This window comes from Candidatus Pantoea gossypiicola (assembly GCF_008632075.1).
Taxonomy (GTDB): Bacteria; Pseudomonadota; Gammaproteobacteria; order Enterobacterales; family Enterobacteriaceae; genus Pantoea; species Pantoea gossypiicola.
In genome coordinates this window covers 1-16,659 of the sequence record NZ_VWVM01000010.1, presented here as the reverse complement: position 1 = coordinate 16,659, position 16,659 = coordinate 1, and the positions used below count along the sequence as shown (strand labels likewise).

Here is a 16,659-nt window from a genome sequence, read left to right as displayed (position 1 = left end):
TAAACAAAGAGAGAGCTCTATGAATCCTGAGCGTTCTGAACGCATTGAAATCCCCGTGTTGCCGCTGCGCGACGTGGTGGTTTATCCGCACATGGTAATTCCGTTGTTTGTTGGCCGGGAAAAATCAATTCGGTGCCTTGAAGCCGCAATGGATCATGATAAAAAAATCATGCTGGTCGCACAGAAAGAGGCTTCAACGGATGAACCTGGCATTAACGATCTCTTTTCAGTAGGGACCGTTGCATCAGTATTGCAAATGCTGAAACTGCCGGATGGCACTGTCAAAGTTCTTGTGGAAGGTTTACAGCGCGCCCATATTACGACGCTGGCCGACAACGGTGACCATTTTGTGGCACAAGCTGAATATCTGGTTTCGCCAGAGATTGAAGAGCGCGAGCAGGAAGTGCTGGTGCGTACGGCGATCAATCAGTTTGAAGGCTATATCAAACTCAACAAAAAGATCCCACCCGAGGTTTTAACCTCACTGAATAACATTGACGATGCGGCCCGCCTTGCCGATACCGTTGCAGCACATATGCCACTGAAACTGGCAGACAAACAGTCTGTGCTGGAGATGTCCGACGTCAATGAGCGTCTGGAATATCTGATGGCGATGATGGAATCTGAAATCGATCTGCTGCAGGTTGAGAAGCGCATTCGCAACCGCGTTAAGAAGCAGATGGAGAAGAGCCAGCGCGAGTACTATCTGAATGAGCAGATGAAGGCGATTCAGAAAGAGCTGGGCGAGATGGATGATGCGCCTGACGAGTACGAAGCGTTAAAACGTAAAATCGACGCGGCAAAAATGCCGGAAGAAGCGCGTGAAAAAGCAGAAGCTGAGCTGCAGAAACTGAAAATGATGTCCCCGATGTCCGCTGAAGCGACTGTGGTTCGCGGCTACATCGACTGGATGGTGCAGGTTCCGTGGAACGCGCGCAGCAAAGTGAAGAAAGATCTGCGTAAAGCGCAGGAGACGCTGGATACTGACCATTACGGCCTGGAGCGCGTGAAGGATCGTATTCTTGAGTATCTTGCCGTTCAGAGTCGCGTCAGCAAAATTAAAGGGCCGATTCTGTGCCTGGTCGGACCGCCAGGGGTAGGTAAAACGTCCCTCGGTCAGTCGATCGCCAAGGCGACCGGCCGTAAATATGTCCGCATGGCGCTGGGCGGCGTGCGTGATGAAGCGGAAATCCGTGGTCACCGTCGTACCTACATCGGCTCCATGCCGGGTAAACTCATTCAGAAAATGGCGAAAGTCGGGGTTAAAAACCCACTGTTCCTGCTGGATGAGATCGACAAAATGTCTTCGGACATGCGCGGCGACCCTGCTTCAGCACTGCTGGAAGTGCTTGATCCTGAGCAGAACATTGCGTTCAACGACCACTATCTGGAAGTCGACTACGATCTCTCTGATGTGATGTTCGTGGCAACCTCGAACTCAATGAACATTCCGGCACCGTTGCTGGATCGTATGGAAGTGATTCGTCTGTCGGGTTACACCGAAGATGAGAAACTGAACATCGCTAAACAGCATCTGCTGACCAAGCAGATTGAGCGAAACGCCCTGAAAGCCAGTGAAATTACGGTTGAAGATAGCGCGATTATTGGCATTATCCGTTACTACACCCGTGAAGCCGGCGTGCGTAGCCTTGAGCGTGAGCTGTCGAAATTGTGCCGTAAAGCGGTGAAATCACTGCTGATGGACAAGACGAAAAAGCACATCACCATCAATGGTGAAAACCTCAAAGACTTCCTGGGCGTACAGCGCTTTGATTACGGCCGTGCTGACAGTGAAAACCGTGTCGGTCAGGTTACTGGCCTGGCGTGGACGGAAGTGGGCGGCGATCTGCTGACCATCGAAACCGCCTGCGTACCGGGTAAAGGCAAGCTCACTTACACCGGTTCTCTGGGTGAAGTGATGCAGGAGTCGATTCAGGCTGCGCTGACCGTGGTGCGGGCCCGTGCCGAGAAGCTGGGCATTAATGGGGACTTCTACGAAAAACGTGATATTCACGTTCACGTGCCAGAAGGCGCTACGCCGAAAGATGGTCCGAGTGCCGGTATCGCAATGTGTACTGCGCTGGTCTCCTGTCTGACCGGTAACCCGGTGCGTGCGGATGTCGCTATGACTGGTGAGATCACCCTGCGTGGTCAGGTGCTGCCGATTGGCGGGCTGAAAGAGAAACTGCTGGCAGCGCACCGTGGTGGCATTAAAACCGTGCTGATCCCGGACGACAACAAGCGTGATCTGGAAGAGATTCCACAGAACGTGATTGCCGATCTGGAGATTCATCCGGTGAAGCGTATTGAAGAGGTGCTGAATCTGGCACTGGAAAATGCGCCTTACGGCATGCAGGTCGCAACAGCAAAATAGTGATTAACGGCATAAACCGTTAAAAAGCGGAGCTGGCAAGGCAATTGGCGCTTGCCAGCTTTTTTTTGTGCCGCTAATTTAGGTGGCTGTCGGGGCGACGTTCTCAGAGAAATTCCGTTGTTTCGGCTCCACAGGCTTGATATAACTTGCTGCGCGTTCGTACCCGGCCGGAAGCCCGGTACGAGGTGAAATAATAAAAGAGGGGATGAAGAGAGTGAATAAGTCACAATTGATCGACAAAATTGCTGCCGATGCTGATATTTCTAAAGCTGCAGCAGGACGTGTTTTAGATGCATTTATGGGCTCAGTTTCAGATGCGCTGAAAGAGGGTGATGAAGTGGCTCTGGTGGGTTTCGGCACATTCTCTGTGCGTGACCGCGCTGCACGTACCGGCCGCAATCCGCAAACCGGTAAAGAGATCACCATCCCGGCTGGTAAAGTACCGGGTTTCCGTGCAGGTAAAGCATTGAAAGACGCTGTCAATTAATAACAACGAATAGATTCATTGACGCATTTTCTTCAGTGGATTAGAGGACGATTAACCCGTTCTCATGTAACATACAGGCACATCAATGAGATGTGCCTTTTTTGTTTTAACCGGTGAGAATCGGGTCGTAAGATGGACCTGGACCGGATTGAGACTGCCAGCGAAGCCAGCAGTTACGCGAATCGCCAGCCAGTGGCGAATTGCGACCGAGCTTTACATACACACTACAGCGGAGCGTTGCCTTACCATGATGGACAATTTACGCGCGGCGTCGAACCATGTCGTGCTCAAGATTATTCTGGGACTGATTATCGTCTCTTTTGTGCTGACAGGCGTTGGCAACTATCTGATTGGCGGCAATAACGACTATGCGGCCAAAGTTAACGGTCAGGAGATTAGCCGGGGACAGCTGGAGCAGGCGTTCAATAGTGAACGCAGTCGTCAGCAGCAGATGCTGGGTGACCAGTTCTCGCAGCTGGCCAGCAACGATGGCTTCATGCAGCAGATGCGTCAGCAGGCGCTGTCTCAGTTAATCGACCAGGCCCTGCTCGACAGCTACATCAAAGATCTCCACCTCAGCATCAGTGACGATCAGGTCAAGCAGGCCATCTTCAATCAGCAGGCTTTCCAGACCAACGGCAAATTCGACAATGCTAAATATCTGGCGCTAATCGGCAACATGGGTTTCAGCGCCGACCGGTATGCTGAAGCGCTGCGTAAGCAACTCTCTAATCAGCAGCTGATCAATGCTGTGGCCAACACAGACTTCACGCTGAAAGGCGAAGCCAGCAAACTGGTTGACCTGGTTTCACAGCAACGTGATATTCGTCAGGCGACGCTGGACGTCAATGCCCTGATGGCGAAACAAACTGTCACTGACGACGAAGTCAGTCAGTATTATCAGCAGCATAAAACCAGCTTTATGTCACCTGAACAGTTCCGCGTCAGCTACATCCTGATGGATGCCGCCAGCATGCAGCAGGATGCCAGCGACGCAGATATTCAGGCCTGGTACGACCAGCATAAAGCAGACTATTCGCAACCACAGCGTAGTCGCTACAGCGTCATTCAGACTAAAACTGAGGCTGATGCTAATGCGGTACTGGCTCAGCTGAAGAGTGGTGCCAGCTTCGCGGATGTGGCGAAAGCCAAATCAATTGACCCAATCTCTGCGCGTAAGGGCGGTGATATGGGCTGGCTCGAACCTTCAACCACCCCGGATGAGCTGAAAAATGCGGGTCTGACTGAGAAAGGCCAGATGTCAGGCGTGATCAAATCGTCAGTGGGCTTCCTGGTGGTTCGTCTCGACGACATTCAGCCGGAACAGGTTAAGCCGCTGGCTGACGTTCGCAGTGCCGTTGCAGCGAAAGTGAAGCAGGAGAAGGGCGTTGATGCCTTCTACAAACTGCAGCAGAAAGTCAGTGAAGCGGCCAGTAATGACAATGAGTCACTGGCGGGTGCCGAGCAGGCTTCGGGTCTGAAAGCGAAAGAGACCGGCTGGTTCAGTCAGGACACGCTGCCAGACGCGCTTAACTTCGATGCTGTGAAGCAGGCAATCTTTAACGGTGGTCTGGTCGGTCAAAACGGTGCACCGGGTAACAACTCCGACATTATCACCGTCGATGGCGACCGTGCCTTTGTACTGCGTATCAGCGAGCACAAACCGGAAGCGGTAAAACCGCTGGAGCAGGTGAAGGCGCAGATTACGGATACGCTTAAGCATGATAAAGCGACACAGCAGGCTAAAGCACAGGCCGATAAACTGCTGGCCGACCTCAAAGCGGGCAAGCTGGAAGCCCTGACTGCAGCAGGCCTGACACTGAGCGCCAGCAAAACCGTTGATCGCAATGCGCAGGATCCGGTGGCACAGGCGGCCTTTAATCTGCCTCAGCCTGCTGATAATAAGCCTTCATGGGGTGTCAGCGAAGATATGCAGGGCAATGTGGTGCTGGTGGCGGTAGATAAAGTTAAAACGGGCAGCATGCCACAGGCGCAGATTGACGAAATGGTCAAAGGCGTTACGCAGAATAATGCGCAGCTGACGTTTGAAGCCTTACTGCAAAACCTTCGTAAAGAGGCCAAAATTAAGTACGGCGCTGCGGCACAAATGCAGTAAGCCTCGCAGAAACTGCGCAACGACTGTAATAATCAAAGGCCGCATTCGCGGCCTTTTCCATTTCTGAAATCCCGCTTTTGAGCCTTGTGCGGCGTAGTGCCACTCTGTCGCTGCTGTTTACACACAAGGAGAAACACAGCATGGCTAAACCTAAACTCGTTGCCTTTTATCTCTCACTCGCACTGGGTGGCGCACTCTGTCACGGCAGCGTCTCTGCGGCACCTGAACCTGCCAGTCCAGCAGTGTCGCAGAACGTACATCCTGCACCGAAGCCGGAGGCCGCCGCGCCGTCACTGCAGGAGCAGGTCAGCATCAATGAAGCGACAGCGGAACAGCTCTCTGCCGCTATGAATGGTGTGGGGCTGAAGAAGGCGCAGGCGATTGTGAACTATCGCGAACAGTACGGACCCTTTAGCGCGATTCAGCAACTCAATGAAGTACCGGGTATCGGTAACGCGCTGATAGAGCGAAATGCGTCCCGGCTGAAATTGTGAGGCAGTACACATCTGTGATGCTTAACCCACGCTAACCAGACGACTCTGCTAAAGTGAACAGGTCCAACCAGTTAACTCACAGTAGCAGGAGAGCATGATCATGCAGACCACCATAAAAGTGCGTGGCTATCATCTGGATGTCTATCAGCACGTCAACAATGCGCGCTATCTTGAGTTTCTTGAAGAGGCGCGCTGGCAATGGCTGGAAGAGGTTGAAGCGTTCCACTGGTTGCTGGAACAGAAACTGGCTTTTGTGGTGGTCAATATCAACATCAACTACCGTCGCCCGGCCGTGCTGGGCGACGTACTGGCTATCGACAGTGAGATTACGCAATTAAATGGCAAAAGCGGCATTATTGCCCAGCGGGTGCTGCTGGCAGGTCAGGAGACCGTGGTGGCGGATGCTGCACTTACTTTTGTCTGTATTGATTTGCGGACCCAGAAGGCGGTTGCGCTGGAAGGGGAGTTACGTGAGCGGCTGATGCGTCTGATGGCATGAGCCGATAACGAGGCGGCAAATCAAGGTTCTCTGCCGCCATGCCAGACAGCCTTAGCTAAGACCGCTTTTAGCTTTCATGGCAGACATTACGCCCGCCCGATCGCTGAGATAACCCTGCAGGCCATTAGCCCGTAAATGACAGGCAGCACACTCACCACATCCGTCGCCTTTTACGCCGTTATAGCAGGTCAGCGTCTGCTCGCGTACCAGCGAGAGTTGCTGCCAGTAATCTGCCAGCGCCCAGGTTTCCGCTTTATTGAGCCACATCAGCGGCGTCTCAAAACGCACCTCGCGCGCCATGCCAAGTGACACCGCATGGTTCAGCGCTTTGACAAACTCATCGCGGCAGTCGGGATAGCCGGAAAAATCGGTTTCGCAGACGCCGGTGATGACCGCTTCCGCTTCGACCTGATATGCGTAAACTGAGGCCAGCGTCAGAAAGAGAATATTGCGTCCTGGTACAAACGTACTGGGTAATCCACTGGCTTCAGGATTATAAGCAGGCACCGGAATGTTATCTCGCGTCAGGCTGCTGACGGCGAGTTCGTTCAGCATGGTCACGTCCAGCACTTTATGCGCGCGCGCACCCAGTGTCATCGCCAGATCGCGGGCGACATCAATCTCTTCCCGGTGGCGTTGTCCATAGTCGAAAGTGACACAGTGAACTTCATCATAAAGCTGTATAGCCTGAATCAGGCAGGTAGTGGAGTCTTGTCCACCGCTGAAAACTACAACCGCGCGTTTCATGGTGTTTCCCTGATAATTAATTTTGCGCTTATGGTAATGCCTCAGTCCGCTGCTGAACAGCTGCAAGGCGGATCAATGGGCGGCGGAATCCATGCGCGGCTGAAATCAAACCAGCCCAGCGTATTCAGCTCAATCCCTTCAACGGCAGGGGGAGCATAAATCTGGTAACGATAATTGAACAGGGGCAGCAGGATGCCGTCCGTCATCAGTTGATGATAAAGCTGCTGCAGCGCACGGGTGCGACTGCCGCTATCTGCTATCTGCTGGATATCCAGCAGTTGCGCCTGGACTTCTTCGCCCTGCGGTGCAGGCCACAGCCGACGCCATAGCGGGTCAATTTGTAACCAGCTGGCCAGAGTGAAGACCGGCGCATCGCCAATCAGCCGATCGCCCATCACAATATCCGCCTCATCAGGCGGGTCGATGTGATGCCAGCTTTTCACCGGGTGAAAAACGACGTTCAGAGTACAGCCCTGCTGTTTTAACAGAGTGACCAGTGCCTGGGACATCTGATGCAGCTCAACCGGCAGCTGATAATGCAGTGTCAGAGTGGGGGGCAAGGGGACCGGAACATTATCAATCAGCGGTACTTCCCAGCCGGGTAACAGCTCTTTGCTGGGGGTAATTAATCCCTCATCCAGTGGTAACCGGCTGACGATGCCGCTTTGCTGGATCAGCTGGAACAGCGTGCGCGCCTGATCGGGTGTAAAACCGGCTCGCGGGCGGCAGACCAGATAACAGAAGCCGAGACTGATGCTACTGCTGACCGGCTTCAATGTCCCGAGTTCAGTGGCATCACCAATGGCAATCTGCACCGGATGGCGACAGCTGCTGCCGAGTGCGGCATCAAACAGCTGAGGGGTAATCCAGTACTCTACCGCCTGTAATAGCGGACGCTGCAGATGCCAGCGCGCGTGACTTTCAATCCTGACCAGTTCGCCACTGAAGTGCGCAAGTTTCCACGGACCGCTGCCGACAGCGGGATCATCGGGGTGGGACAGCAGGCACAATAAGTGTGCGAGGCGATGCGGCAGCCAGAAATCAGAGCGTCGCAATACAAAACGTAGTGCAAGTGGATGGGGAGCATCCACGCTGATCACATCAGCAAGCAATAGACCAACACGTGTGTCCCGCAACAGCTGGCGGAACTGCGCCACCAGTTGCACGGCCTGCACCGGCTCGTCGGTGTGCCACATCAGCTGAGGCCGTAACCAGAATAACCAGCTACAGGACGCCTCATCATGCTGCCAGTGATGCGCCAGATCGCCGACCGGCTCATCCTGCTCAAAACGGGTCAGACCGGAATAGATCTGCCGAACCAGATGCTGTTCAGCCCGCCCGGTAATCTGGCGCGGCTCAGTGCTCTCCATCGGACGATAGTAGGGGATGCGCAGAACCGGCGTGTCGTTCTGCCACTGTCCACCCATTAACGGCCGCAGCATATTAATCAGCCTTTCCGGCGGCAGATCCAGCAGCTGTAAGGCATCCGCCGTATCTCCGGCATCAAGCTGTTGTTGCAACAACTGCTGCCGTAACTGTTCAGGCGTGCGCAGAAACACTAACTGACCCTGTTTGCCACGGCCCGGCTCGCCGTGCCAGCTAAGCCAGCCAGCGTGCTGCCACTGTGACAGCAGCGTACGGAGATGACGCTCGCTGCAGATGCAGTGGCGCGCCATCTCTGCCACGCAGGTCTGCTGAGGGGCACCCTGGCTCTGCTGCCACAGGCGCTGAAACTGATTAAGGCGGTTAAGCTGACGCATCGTAAACCCGGAACAGTTTTTTAAAAGTATTCACTATTAGTTCCGTAATTAACAGGCAATAGTAAGCTCATCTTTTCAGCAGGAGGGTAACGATAATGCGTTTAGCCGCATTCGATATGGATGGCACATTATTGCTGCCGGATCATCAGCTGGGTCAGCAGACGCTGGATAGCCTGCAGGCGCTGCACCTGCGTGGCGTAAATCTGGCGCTGGCGACGGGCCGTCATCTGCTGGAGATGCAGATTTTACGGGAGAAATTAACGCTCCCCGCGTGGCTGATTACCGGGAATGGCACCCGCGTACACGATCGGTCTGGCAATCTGATCTTTGCCCGTGATCTGCCCTCTGCGGTAGCCGAAGAGGTCATCCATCGCCACTGGGAAACACCCGCGTCGATCCATATTTTCAACGATCAGGGATGGTTTACCGATCGCCCCCAGCCTGAGCTGCTGGTAGCCCATCAGATGAGCGGATTTGGCTATCAGTTGTGCGATTTGAAAAGGCTGCCCGCGCATCAGGTAACAAAAATCTGCTTTATCGCTCAGCATCAGCGGCTGTGCCAGCTGAAAACAGAACTGGATGCGGCGCTGGGTGAGCAGGCGAATATCTGCTTCTCTGCGGTGGACTGTCTGGAAGTGTTGCCCGCCAGCTGCAACAAAGGCAGCGCGCTGGCGCTGTTGTGCGACCATCTGTCACTGACGCTGGCGGAGTGCATGGCGTTCGGGGATGCAATGAATGACAGAGAGATGCTGTCGCAGGCTGGACGGGGCTTCATCATGGGCAATGCGATGGCGCAACTGAAAGCCGCGCTACCGCATCTGCCGGTATTAGGGCATTGCGAGACACAGGCGGTGTCTCACTATTTAAATCACTGGCTGGCAACACCCGACCTCGCGTATTCCCCCGAATGCTGAGGATTGCCGTGAACCGGACAGGACGTCCGGTTTTTTACTCGAGTTCGCGCTGCCACGGCGTGATATCGCCAATATGTTTTGCTACCCATTCCGGCCGATAGTAGCTATCGGGATAACGTTCTCCACTGTCGCACAGCAGTGTCACCAGGGAGCCCTGCTGATTTGCTGCCCTTAAGCGTTTCGCCACCTGTATCATGCCCCAGAAATTGGTGCCGGTAGAGGCACCCGGTTTGCGTCCCAGGATTTTTTCCAGCTTCAGCATCGCGGCCAGCGTCGCCCCATCCGGTACTTTGATCATTTCATCAATCACGTCAGGCATAAACGACGGCTCCACGCGCGGACGGCCAATTCCCTCGATCATGCTGCCTCGCGTGCTGGTCAGCGTTGCATCACGCTGTTGCCAGTAATCGAAAAACACCGAATGCTGCGGATCCACCACCAGCAGTTTCGTTTCCAGGCCCTGATAACGAATATAGCGGCCCAGCGTCGCCGAGGTGCCGCCAGTGCCCGCGCTCATAATCACCGTATGGGGAATCGGATAGGGTTCATGCTGCATCTGACGGAATATGCTCTCAGCAATATTATTATTACCGCGCCAGTCGGTGGCGCGTTCAGCGTAAGTAAACTGATCCATAAAATGGCCATTCAGCTCACGTGCCAGCCGTTCAGATTCTGCGTAAAGCTGGCAGGGATCCTCGACAAAATGGCACTGTCCACCATAAAAGGTGATCTGCTCAATTTTACGTTTCGCCGTGCTGGCGGGCATCACTGCAATAAAGGGCAGGCCAAGCAGCCTTGCGAAGTACGCCTCAGAAACGGCCGTGCTGCCTGACGAGGCTTCGATAATCGGCGTATTCTCTTTAATCCAGCCGTTGGAGAGACCGTAGAGAAACAGAGATCGTGCCAGCCGATGTTTAAGACTGCCACTGGGATGGGTGCTCTCATCTTTCAGGTAGAACCAGATACCGGGAAAATCCGCCAGATCGAAACGGATCAGATGGGTTTCAGCCGATCGTTGAAAATCAGCGTTAATTTCGTTGATAGCGTGGCGAATCCAGCAGGTCTGCATCTCAGGCATCCGGTAAAGAAATGATGCGGCTATTTTATGGCACGTGCAGGAAAAAGAGATTGCAAAAATACCGCTAAAATTGCGGTAATGGAGAAAATGATTCTCCCGGAGTCCCGTATGTTAGACAAAACCGACCTTAAACTGCTCTCACTGCTGCAACAGGATTGTACGCTGTCGCTGCAGGCGCTGGCGGATGCCGTCAACCTCACCACCACACCCTGCTGGAAGCGCCTGAAAAAGCTGGAAGATGATGGCATTATCCGCGCTCGGGTGGCGCTGCTGGATGGGGATAAAATCGGACTGTCACTGACAGCGTTTATGTTTGTGAAAACCCAGCAGCACAGCCGCGACTGGTATCTGGCTTTTGTGTCGGTGGTCAGCAGCATGCCCGAGGTGATGGCCTTTTACCGGATGGCAGGCGAGTATGATTACCTGCTGCGCATTCAGGTGGCCGACATGAAGAGCTATGATGCGTTCTACAAGCGATTAGTGAACGGTGTGCCTGGCCTGATTGATGTGACATCCAGCTTCGCCATGGAAGAGATTAAATACACCACGGCTTTACCTGTCGCCCCCTGAGGGCCTGAGATTGAGAGCAGCGTTGTGCGATTATTCAGTCAATTAAGTTGGTATTTTCTGCGGGAGTGGCGGCGCTATCTGGGCGCGGTCATCCTGCTGATTGTTATTGCTGTTCTGCAGTTGCTGCCGCCGCATGTCGTCGGTGTCATTGTTGATGGTGTCACACGTGACAACATGAGTACCCGTCACATCATGATGTGGATTGGCATCATGCTGGCAACCGCAGTGGTGGTCTATCTGCTGCGCTACGTCTGGCGCGTACTGCTGTTTGGGGCCTCCTACCAGCTGGCGGTTGAGCTGCGCGAAGATTTTTATCGCCAGCTGAGTCGGCAGCAACCGGCTTTTTATCTGCGTCACCGGACCGGTGACCTGATTGCGCGCGCCACTAACGATGTGGATCGGGTCGTGTTTGCAGCCGGGGAAGGGGTGCTGACGCTGGTCGACTCGCTGGTGATGGGCTGCGTGGTGCTGCTGGTGATGAGTACGCAGATCAGCTGGCAGCTGACGCTGCTGGCACTGGTGCCGATGCCCATTATGGCGATCGTCATCCATCGCTATGGTAATCAGCTGCATCATCGCTTCAAACTGGCCCAGGCGGCCTTCTCCAGCCTTAACGATCAGACGCAGGAGAGCCTGACCAGCATCCGGATGATTAAATCCTTCGGTCTTGAACAGCATCAGTCGCAGCAATTCTCAGATATCGCCCGCGATACCGGTGAAAAGAACCTGCGCGTGGCGCGGGTCGATGCCCGTTTCGATCCCACAATCTACATTGCTATTGGTTTCTCAAACCTGCTGGCAATTGGCGGTGGCAGCTGGCTGGTGTGGCATGACCAGATGACGCTGGGGCAGCTTACCAGCTTTGTGATGTATCTCGGCCTGATGATCTGGCCGATGCTGGCGCTGGCGTGGATGTTCAATATCGTGGAACGCGGCAGTGCCGCCTGGAGCCGCATCGGTGCATTGCTGGCGGAAGCGCCAGCGGTGGAAGATGGCGATAAGTCTCTGCCACCTGAGCCGGGCACGCTGCAGGTCGCAATTCGCGCCTTTCACTATCCGGTCAGTGCGGCTCCGGTGTTAAGCGATGTCAGCTTCCAGTTGAAGCCCGGCGAAATGCTGGGACTGTGCGGGCCAACCGGCAGTGGCAAAAGTACCTTACTGAGCCTGATCCAGCGCCATTTTGATATTCAGCAGGGCGATATCCGTTATCACCAGATCCCGCTGCCGCAGTTACGGCTGGACAGCTGGCGCAGTCGTCTCGCTGTGGTTAGCCAGACACCCTTCCTGTTCTCTGACAGCGTAGCGAACAATATTGCGCTGGGGAAACCGGGCGCAACCCAGCAGGAGATTGAACAGGCCGCCACGCTGGCCTGCGTGCATGACGATATTCTGCGGCTGCCGCAGGGTTATGAAACCGAAGTCGGGGAGCGAGGTGTGATGCTGTCGGGTGGGCAGAAGCAGCGTCTTTCGATTGCCCGGGCACTGCTGCTGAACGCAGAAATCCTGATTCTGGACGACGCGCTCTCTGCGGTGGATGGTCGTACCGAGCACGAAATTCTGCATAACCTGCGCATCTGGGGGCAGGGAAAAACACTGATTATCAGCGCACATCGCCTGTCGGCGCTAACGGAAGCCAGTGAAATTCTGGTATTGCAACAGGGCTGCGTGGCACAGCGTGGCGATCATGACGCGCTCACCGCCAGCGCTGGCTGGTATCGTAACATGTACCGTTACCAGCAACTGGAAGCAGCGCTGGATGATGATGAAAATGAGAAAGGAGTGCCGCATGGCTAAGTCTGCCCGCTTGTGGCCAACCCTGAAGCGCCTGCTGAGCTACGGTAAGCCCTGGCGTAAATCCCTGTCGCTGGCGGTAGGCATGTTGTGGATCGCTGCCGCGGCGGAAGTGACCGGTCCGGTACTGGTCAGCTACTTTATCGATAACCTGGTGGCGAAGCATCAGATGCCCTGGGGTCTGGTGGCCGGTCTGGTCATCAGCTTTATCCTGCTTCAGCTACTGGCCGCCGGACTGCACTACTGGCAGGCGCTGCTGTTTAATCGCGCCGCCATTGGTGTGGTACAGCGATTACGCAGTGACGTGATGAATGCCGCGCTCTGTCAGCCGCTGAGCGCCTTTGATACTCAGCCGGTCGGGCAGATTATTTCGCGCGTTACGAATGACACCGAAGTGATCCGCGATCTTTATGTCACGGTGGTTTCAACCGTACTGCGCAGCGCTGCCCTGGTCGGTGCCATGATGGTGGCGATGTTCAGTCTTGACTGGCGCATGGCGCTGGTAGCAATGATGATTTTCCCGCTGGTACTGATAGTGATGTTCATCTATCAGCGTTATAGCACGCCGATTGCGCGCCGGGTTCGCAGCTATCTGGCTGACATCAACAACGGCTTCAACGAAGTGATCAGCGGCATGAGTGTGATTCAGCAGTTTCGTCAGCAGGCGCGATTTGGTGAACGGATGGGCGAAGCGAGCCGCTCTCACTATCTGGCGCGCATGGAGACGCTGCGTCTCGATGGCTTTCTGCTGCGTCCGCTGTTGAGCCTGTTTTCAGCGATGGTATTGTGCGGGCTGCTGATTCTGTTCAGTTTTTCCGTGCCTGGGGTGTTTGAAGTGGGGGTACTGTATGCCTTTATTACTTACCTGGGTCGCCTGAATGAGCCGCTGATTGAACTGACTACGCAGCAGTCGATGTTGCAGCAGGCGGTGGTTTCCGGTGAGCGTATCTTTGAGCTGATGGATGCCGCCCAGCAGCAGTATGGTGCCGATCAGCAGCCACTGGCTTCAGGTCGTATTGCCCTGAATAACCTCAGTTTTGCCTACCGTGAAAACCGCGATGTGCTGAGTGATATCAATCTTGAAGTTGCACCACGTGAGTTTGTGGCGCTGGTGGGTCATACCGGCAGCGGCAAAAGCACGCTGGCTAACCTGCTCATGGGCTACTACCCGGTGACGCGCGGCGAAATCCGTATTGATGACCGCCCGATTAGCGAGCTGAGTCATGCTGTGCTGCGCCGTGGTATTGCGATGGTGCAGCAGGATCCGGTGGTGCTGGCCGATACACTGCTGGCGAATGTGCGGCTGGGCCGCGACATCAGCGAAGAGGCCGTCTGGACAGTGCTTGAACAGGTGCAACTGGCACCGCTGGCGCATGCCCTGCCGGAAGGGATTCATACCCGGCTGGGCGAGCAGGGCAATAATCTGTCGGTCGGTCAGAAGCAGCTGCTGGCGCTGGCCCGGGTACTGGTTGATCTGCCGCAGATCCTGATCCTTGACGAGGCTACAGCTAACATCGACTCCGGCACCGAGCAGGCGATTCAGCAGACGCTTGCGACACTACGGCAACACAGCACGCTGGTGGTGATCGCTCACCGCCTTTCAACGATTATCGATGCGGATAAGATTCTGGTGCTGCATCGCGGTCGTGTGGTTGAGCAGGGCACCCATCAGCAACTGCTGTCGCTGCAGGGACGCTACTGGCAGATGTATCAGCTGCAGCAGGCAGGGGATGATCTGGCGTCGGGCGTACCTGTAACATCTGAAAGCTGACTTGCACCTTTTTTGCGCAGATTTATCGGAGTAATCTGTATAAATGCACTCCTTTGACGCCATAAGCACCAAAGGAGTGCAGCCTCACGCTGCAATCCCTGTTACATACCCTTTCTGTTTTGAATCTTCTTTAAAGCATCCCTTGCTCCATCTCGTCTGACTCACTGATTAAGGTCAGATTTACACTCTGGCACAGGCTTTGCTTATATCCCTGCGTGTTCGTAAACATTACCTATTACTCGCTGGAGGGGATCCAATGAAGCTGGTCACCGTCGTAATTAAGCCATTCAAACTGGAGGATGTTCGTGAAGCTTTATCCTCTATCGGCATTCAGGGACTGACCGTCTCCGAAGTGAAAGGTTTTGGTCGTCAGAAAGGCCATGCGGAGCTCTATCGTGGCGCAGAGTACAGCGTGAACTTCCTGCCGAAGGTCAAAATTGATATCGCGATTGCCGACGATCAGTTAGACGAAGTGGTGGATGTTATCAGTAAAGCGGCCTACACCGGCAAAATTGGCGACGGTAAAATTTTCGTGGCGGAACTGCAGCGCGTCATCCGTATTCGTACCGGCGAGACCGACGAAGCCGCTCTGTAATTAAGACTCAGTACTGTGATGGGATGGAATAAAAATGAATAAAATTTTCACTAAGCTGGGCCTCACCAGCCTGGCACTGTTACCCTCACTCGCAATGGCTGCGCCTGCCGTTGCGGACAAGGCTGATAACGCATTTATGATGATTTGCACCGCGCTGGTGCTGTTTATGTCAATTCCAGGTATTGCGCTGTTTTATGGTGGCCTGATTCGTGGCAAAAACGTTCTGTCGATGCTGACGCAGGTTGCTGTCACCTTCTCGCTGGTCTGCGTGCTGTGGGTGGTCTACGGCTACTCCCTGGCCTTCAGTGAAGGTAACGCCTTCTTTGGCGGCTTTGGCTGGGCCATGCTGAAAAACATTCAGCTCACCGCCGTTATGGGCAGTTTCTATCAGTATATCCACGTAGCATTCCAGGCCTCGTTTGCCTGCATTACTGTGGGCCTGATTGTCGGTGCCATTGCAGAGCGTATCCGTTTCTCTGCTGTACTGATCTTCGTCGGTGTCTGGCTGACGCTGGCTTACCTGCCTATCGCGCATATGGTCTGGGCGGGCGGTTTCCTGGCGCAGGATGGCGCGCTGGACTTCGCTGGCGGCACCGTGGTGCATATCAACGCCGCGGTAGCGGGTCTGGTGGGGGCATATCTGGTCGGCAAACGTGCGGGCTTTGGTAAAGAGGCCTTCAAGCCACATAACCTGCCGATGGTCTTTACCGGCACTGCTATTCTGTACGTTGGCTGGTTTGGCTTTAATGCCGGTTCAGCTTCAGCAGCAAACGAAATCGCCGCGCTGGCTTTCCTGAACACCGTGGTTGCAACAGCGGGTGCGGTACTGGCATGGACCTTTGGTGAGTGGGCGGTACGTGGTAAGCCTTCACTGCTGGGTGCCTGCTCAGGCTTTATTGCCGGTCTGGTCGCGATTACTCCAGCCTGTGGTTATGTCGGTGTGGGCGGTGCGTTAATCATCGGCCTGGTCGGCGGACTGGCGGGACTGTGGGGCGTCACCACCCTGAAAAAATGGCTGCGCGTTGATGATCCGTGCGATGTATTCGGCGTGCATGGCGTGTGCGGTATCGTGGGCTGTATCCTGACCGGCGTGTTTGCTTCCTCTTCACTGGGCGGCGTCGGTTATGCTCAGGACGTCACCATGGGCCATCAGGTCTGGGTGCAGCTCTTCAGCGTGGGTCTGACGATTGTCTGGTCGGGCGTGGTTGCCTTCATTGGCTTCAAGCTGGCCGATCTGATTGTCGGACTGCGCGTACCGGAAGAGCATGAACGTGAAGGTCTGGATGTAAACAGCCACGGCGAGAATGCTTACAACCAGTAATGGACAGGCACTGAATGACTAGTCCTGGCATAGGTTGACACGTTATGCCGTTAAAACGCCTGATGCACTGCATCAGGCGTTTTGTATTTCAGCGACAGATGTGGCCGCTGACTGTTATAGATTTCTACTGACTCTGCCACCA

At 54.7% G+C, this 16,659-nt stretch carries 14 protein-coding genes; 11 read left to right on the top strand and 3 right to left on the bottom strand.

What is annotated here, in order from left to right:
- The first annotated feature begins 19 nt into the window (after window positions 1-19).
- From lon to F3I20_RS13900, 5 genes are all read left to right on the top strand, one after another.
- Window positions 20-2,374, top strand: a complete 2,355-nt coding sequence (gene lon / locus F3I20_RS13920; protein ID WP_150013155.1) for an endopeptidase La — start codon at window positions 20-22, stop codon at window positions 2,372-2,374.
- A 214-nt stretch (window positions 2,375-2,588) separates the two neighbouring features.
- On the top strand, window positions 2,589-2,861 hold the full coding sequence (gene hupB, locus F3I20_RS13915) for a nucleoid-associated protein HU-beta (RefSeq protein ID WP_033731763.1): 273 nt from the start codon (window positions 2,589-2,591) through the stop codon (window positions 2,859-2,861).
- Between the two features lie 247 nt (window positions 2,862-3,108).
- Window positions 3,109-4,977, top strand: coding sequence for a peptidylprolyl isomerase (ppiD, locus tag F3I20_RS13910; protein WP_150013157.1), 1,869 nt, complete (start codon window positions 3,109-3,111; stop codon window positions 4,975-4,977).
- A 140-nt stretch (window positions 4,978-5,117) separates the two neighbouring features.
- Window positions 5,118-5,471, top strand: a complete 354-nt coding sequence (locus F3I20_RS13905) for a helix-hairpin-helix domain-containing protein (protein ID WP_150013159.1) — start codon at window positions 5,118-5,120, stop codon at window positions 5,469-5,471.
- A 100-nt stretch (window positions 5,472-5,571) separates the two neighbouring features.
- Entirely contained in the window at window positions 5,572-5,970 is a 399-nt protein-coding gene (locus F3I20_RS13900; RefSeq protein ID WP_150013161.1) for a YbgC/FadM family acyl-CoA thioesterase, read from the top strand.
- A gap of 51 nt (window positions 5,971-6,021) precedes the next feature.
- On the opposite strand, the gene queC is transcribed toward F3I20_RS13900, so the two are convergent.
- Both queC and F3I20_RS13890 read right to left on the bottom strand, forming a co-directional pair.
- Complete coding sequence (gene queC, locus F3I20_RS13895; RefSeq protein ID WP_150013163.1) at window positions 6,022-6,717, bottom strand: 7-cyano-7-deazaguanine synthase QueC; 696 nt, start codon at window positions 6,715-6,717, stop codon at window positions 6,022-6,024.
- 41 nt (window positions 6,718-6,758) lie between these two features.
- Window positions 6,759-8,477 (bottom strand): SgrR family transcriptional regulator, encoded by a 1,719-nt coding sequence (locus F3I20_RS13890; RefSeq protein ID WP_150013165.1) that lies wholly within the window; start codon window positions 8,475-8,477, stop codon window positions 6,759-6,761.
- A 92-nt stretch (window positions 8,478-8,569) separates the two neighbouring features.
- Between F3I20_RS13890 and cof the strand changes: the two genes are divergently transcribed.
- A complete protein-coding gene (gene cof / locus F3I20_RS13885; protein ID WP_150013167.1) occupies window positions 8,570-9,391 on the top strand; it encodes an HMP-PP phosphatase in 822 nt (273 codons plus the stop codon).
- Window positions 9,392-9,425: 34 nt separating this feature from the next.
- Here cof and F3I20_RS13880 read toward each other — a convergent pair whose 3' ends face one another.
- Window positions 9,426-10,460, bottom strand: coding sequence for a PLP-dependent cysteine synthase family protein (locus F3I20_RS13880; RefSeq protein ID WP_150013169.1), 1,035 nt, complete (start codon window positions 10,458-10,460; stop codon window positions 9,426-9,428).
- 117 nt (window positions 10,461-10,577) lie between these two features.
- Between F3I20_RS13880 and F3I20_RS13875 the strand changes: the two genes are divergently transcribed.
- The 5 genes from F3I20_RS13875 (at window position 10,578) to amtB (ending at window position 16,517) form a co-directional block, all read left to right on the top strand.
- Entirely contained in the window at window positions 10,578-11,039 is a 462-nt protein-coding gene (locus F3I20_RS13875; RefSeq protein ID WP_150013171.1) for an Lrp/AsnC family transcriptional regulator, read from the top strand.
- A 24-nt stretch (window positions 11,040-11,063) separates the two neighbouring features.
- Window positions 11,064-12,833, top strand: coding sequence for a SmdA family multidrug ABC transporter permease/ATP-binding protein (locus F3I20_RS13870; RefSeq protein ID WP_150037816.1), 1,770 nt, complete (start codon window positions 11,064-11,066; stop codon window positions 12,831-12,833).
- The gene (locus F3I20_RS13865) at window positions 12,826-14,601 is read left to right on the top strand and encodes a SmdB family multidrug efflux ABC transporter permease/ATP-binding protein (protein ID WP_150037815.1); all 1,776 of its coding nucleotides are present in this window, start codon (window positions 12,826-12,828) and stop codon (window positions 14,599-14,601) included. The genes F3I20_RS13870 and F3I20_RS13865 overlap by 8 nt, the downstream gene beginning before the upstream one ends.
- A gap of 256 nt (window positions 14,602-14,857) precedes the next feature.
- Entirely contained in the window at window positions 14,858-15,196 is a 339-nt protein-coding gene (gene glnK, locus F3I20_RS13860; RefSeq protein WP_003850469.1) for a P-II family nitrogen regulator, read from the top strand.
- Window positions 15,197-15,230: 34 nt separating this feature from the next.
- On the top strand, window positions 15,231-16,517 hold the full coding sequence (gene amtB / locus F3I20_RS13855) for an ammonium transporter AmtB (protein WP_150037814.1): 1,287 nt from the start codon (window positions 15,231-15,233) through the stop codon (window positions 16,515-16,517).
- Window positions 16,518-16,659 lie beyond the last annotated feature (142 nt).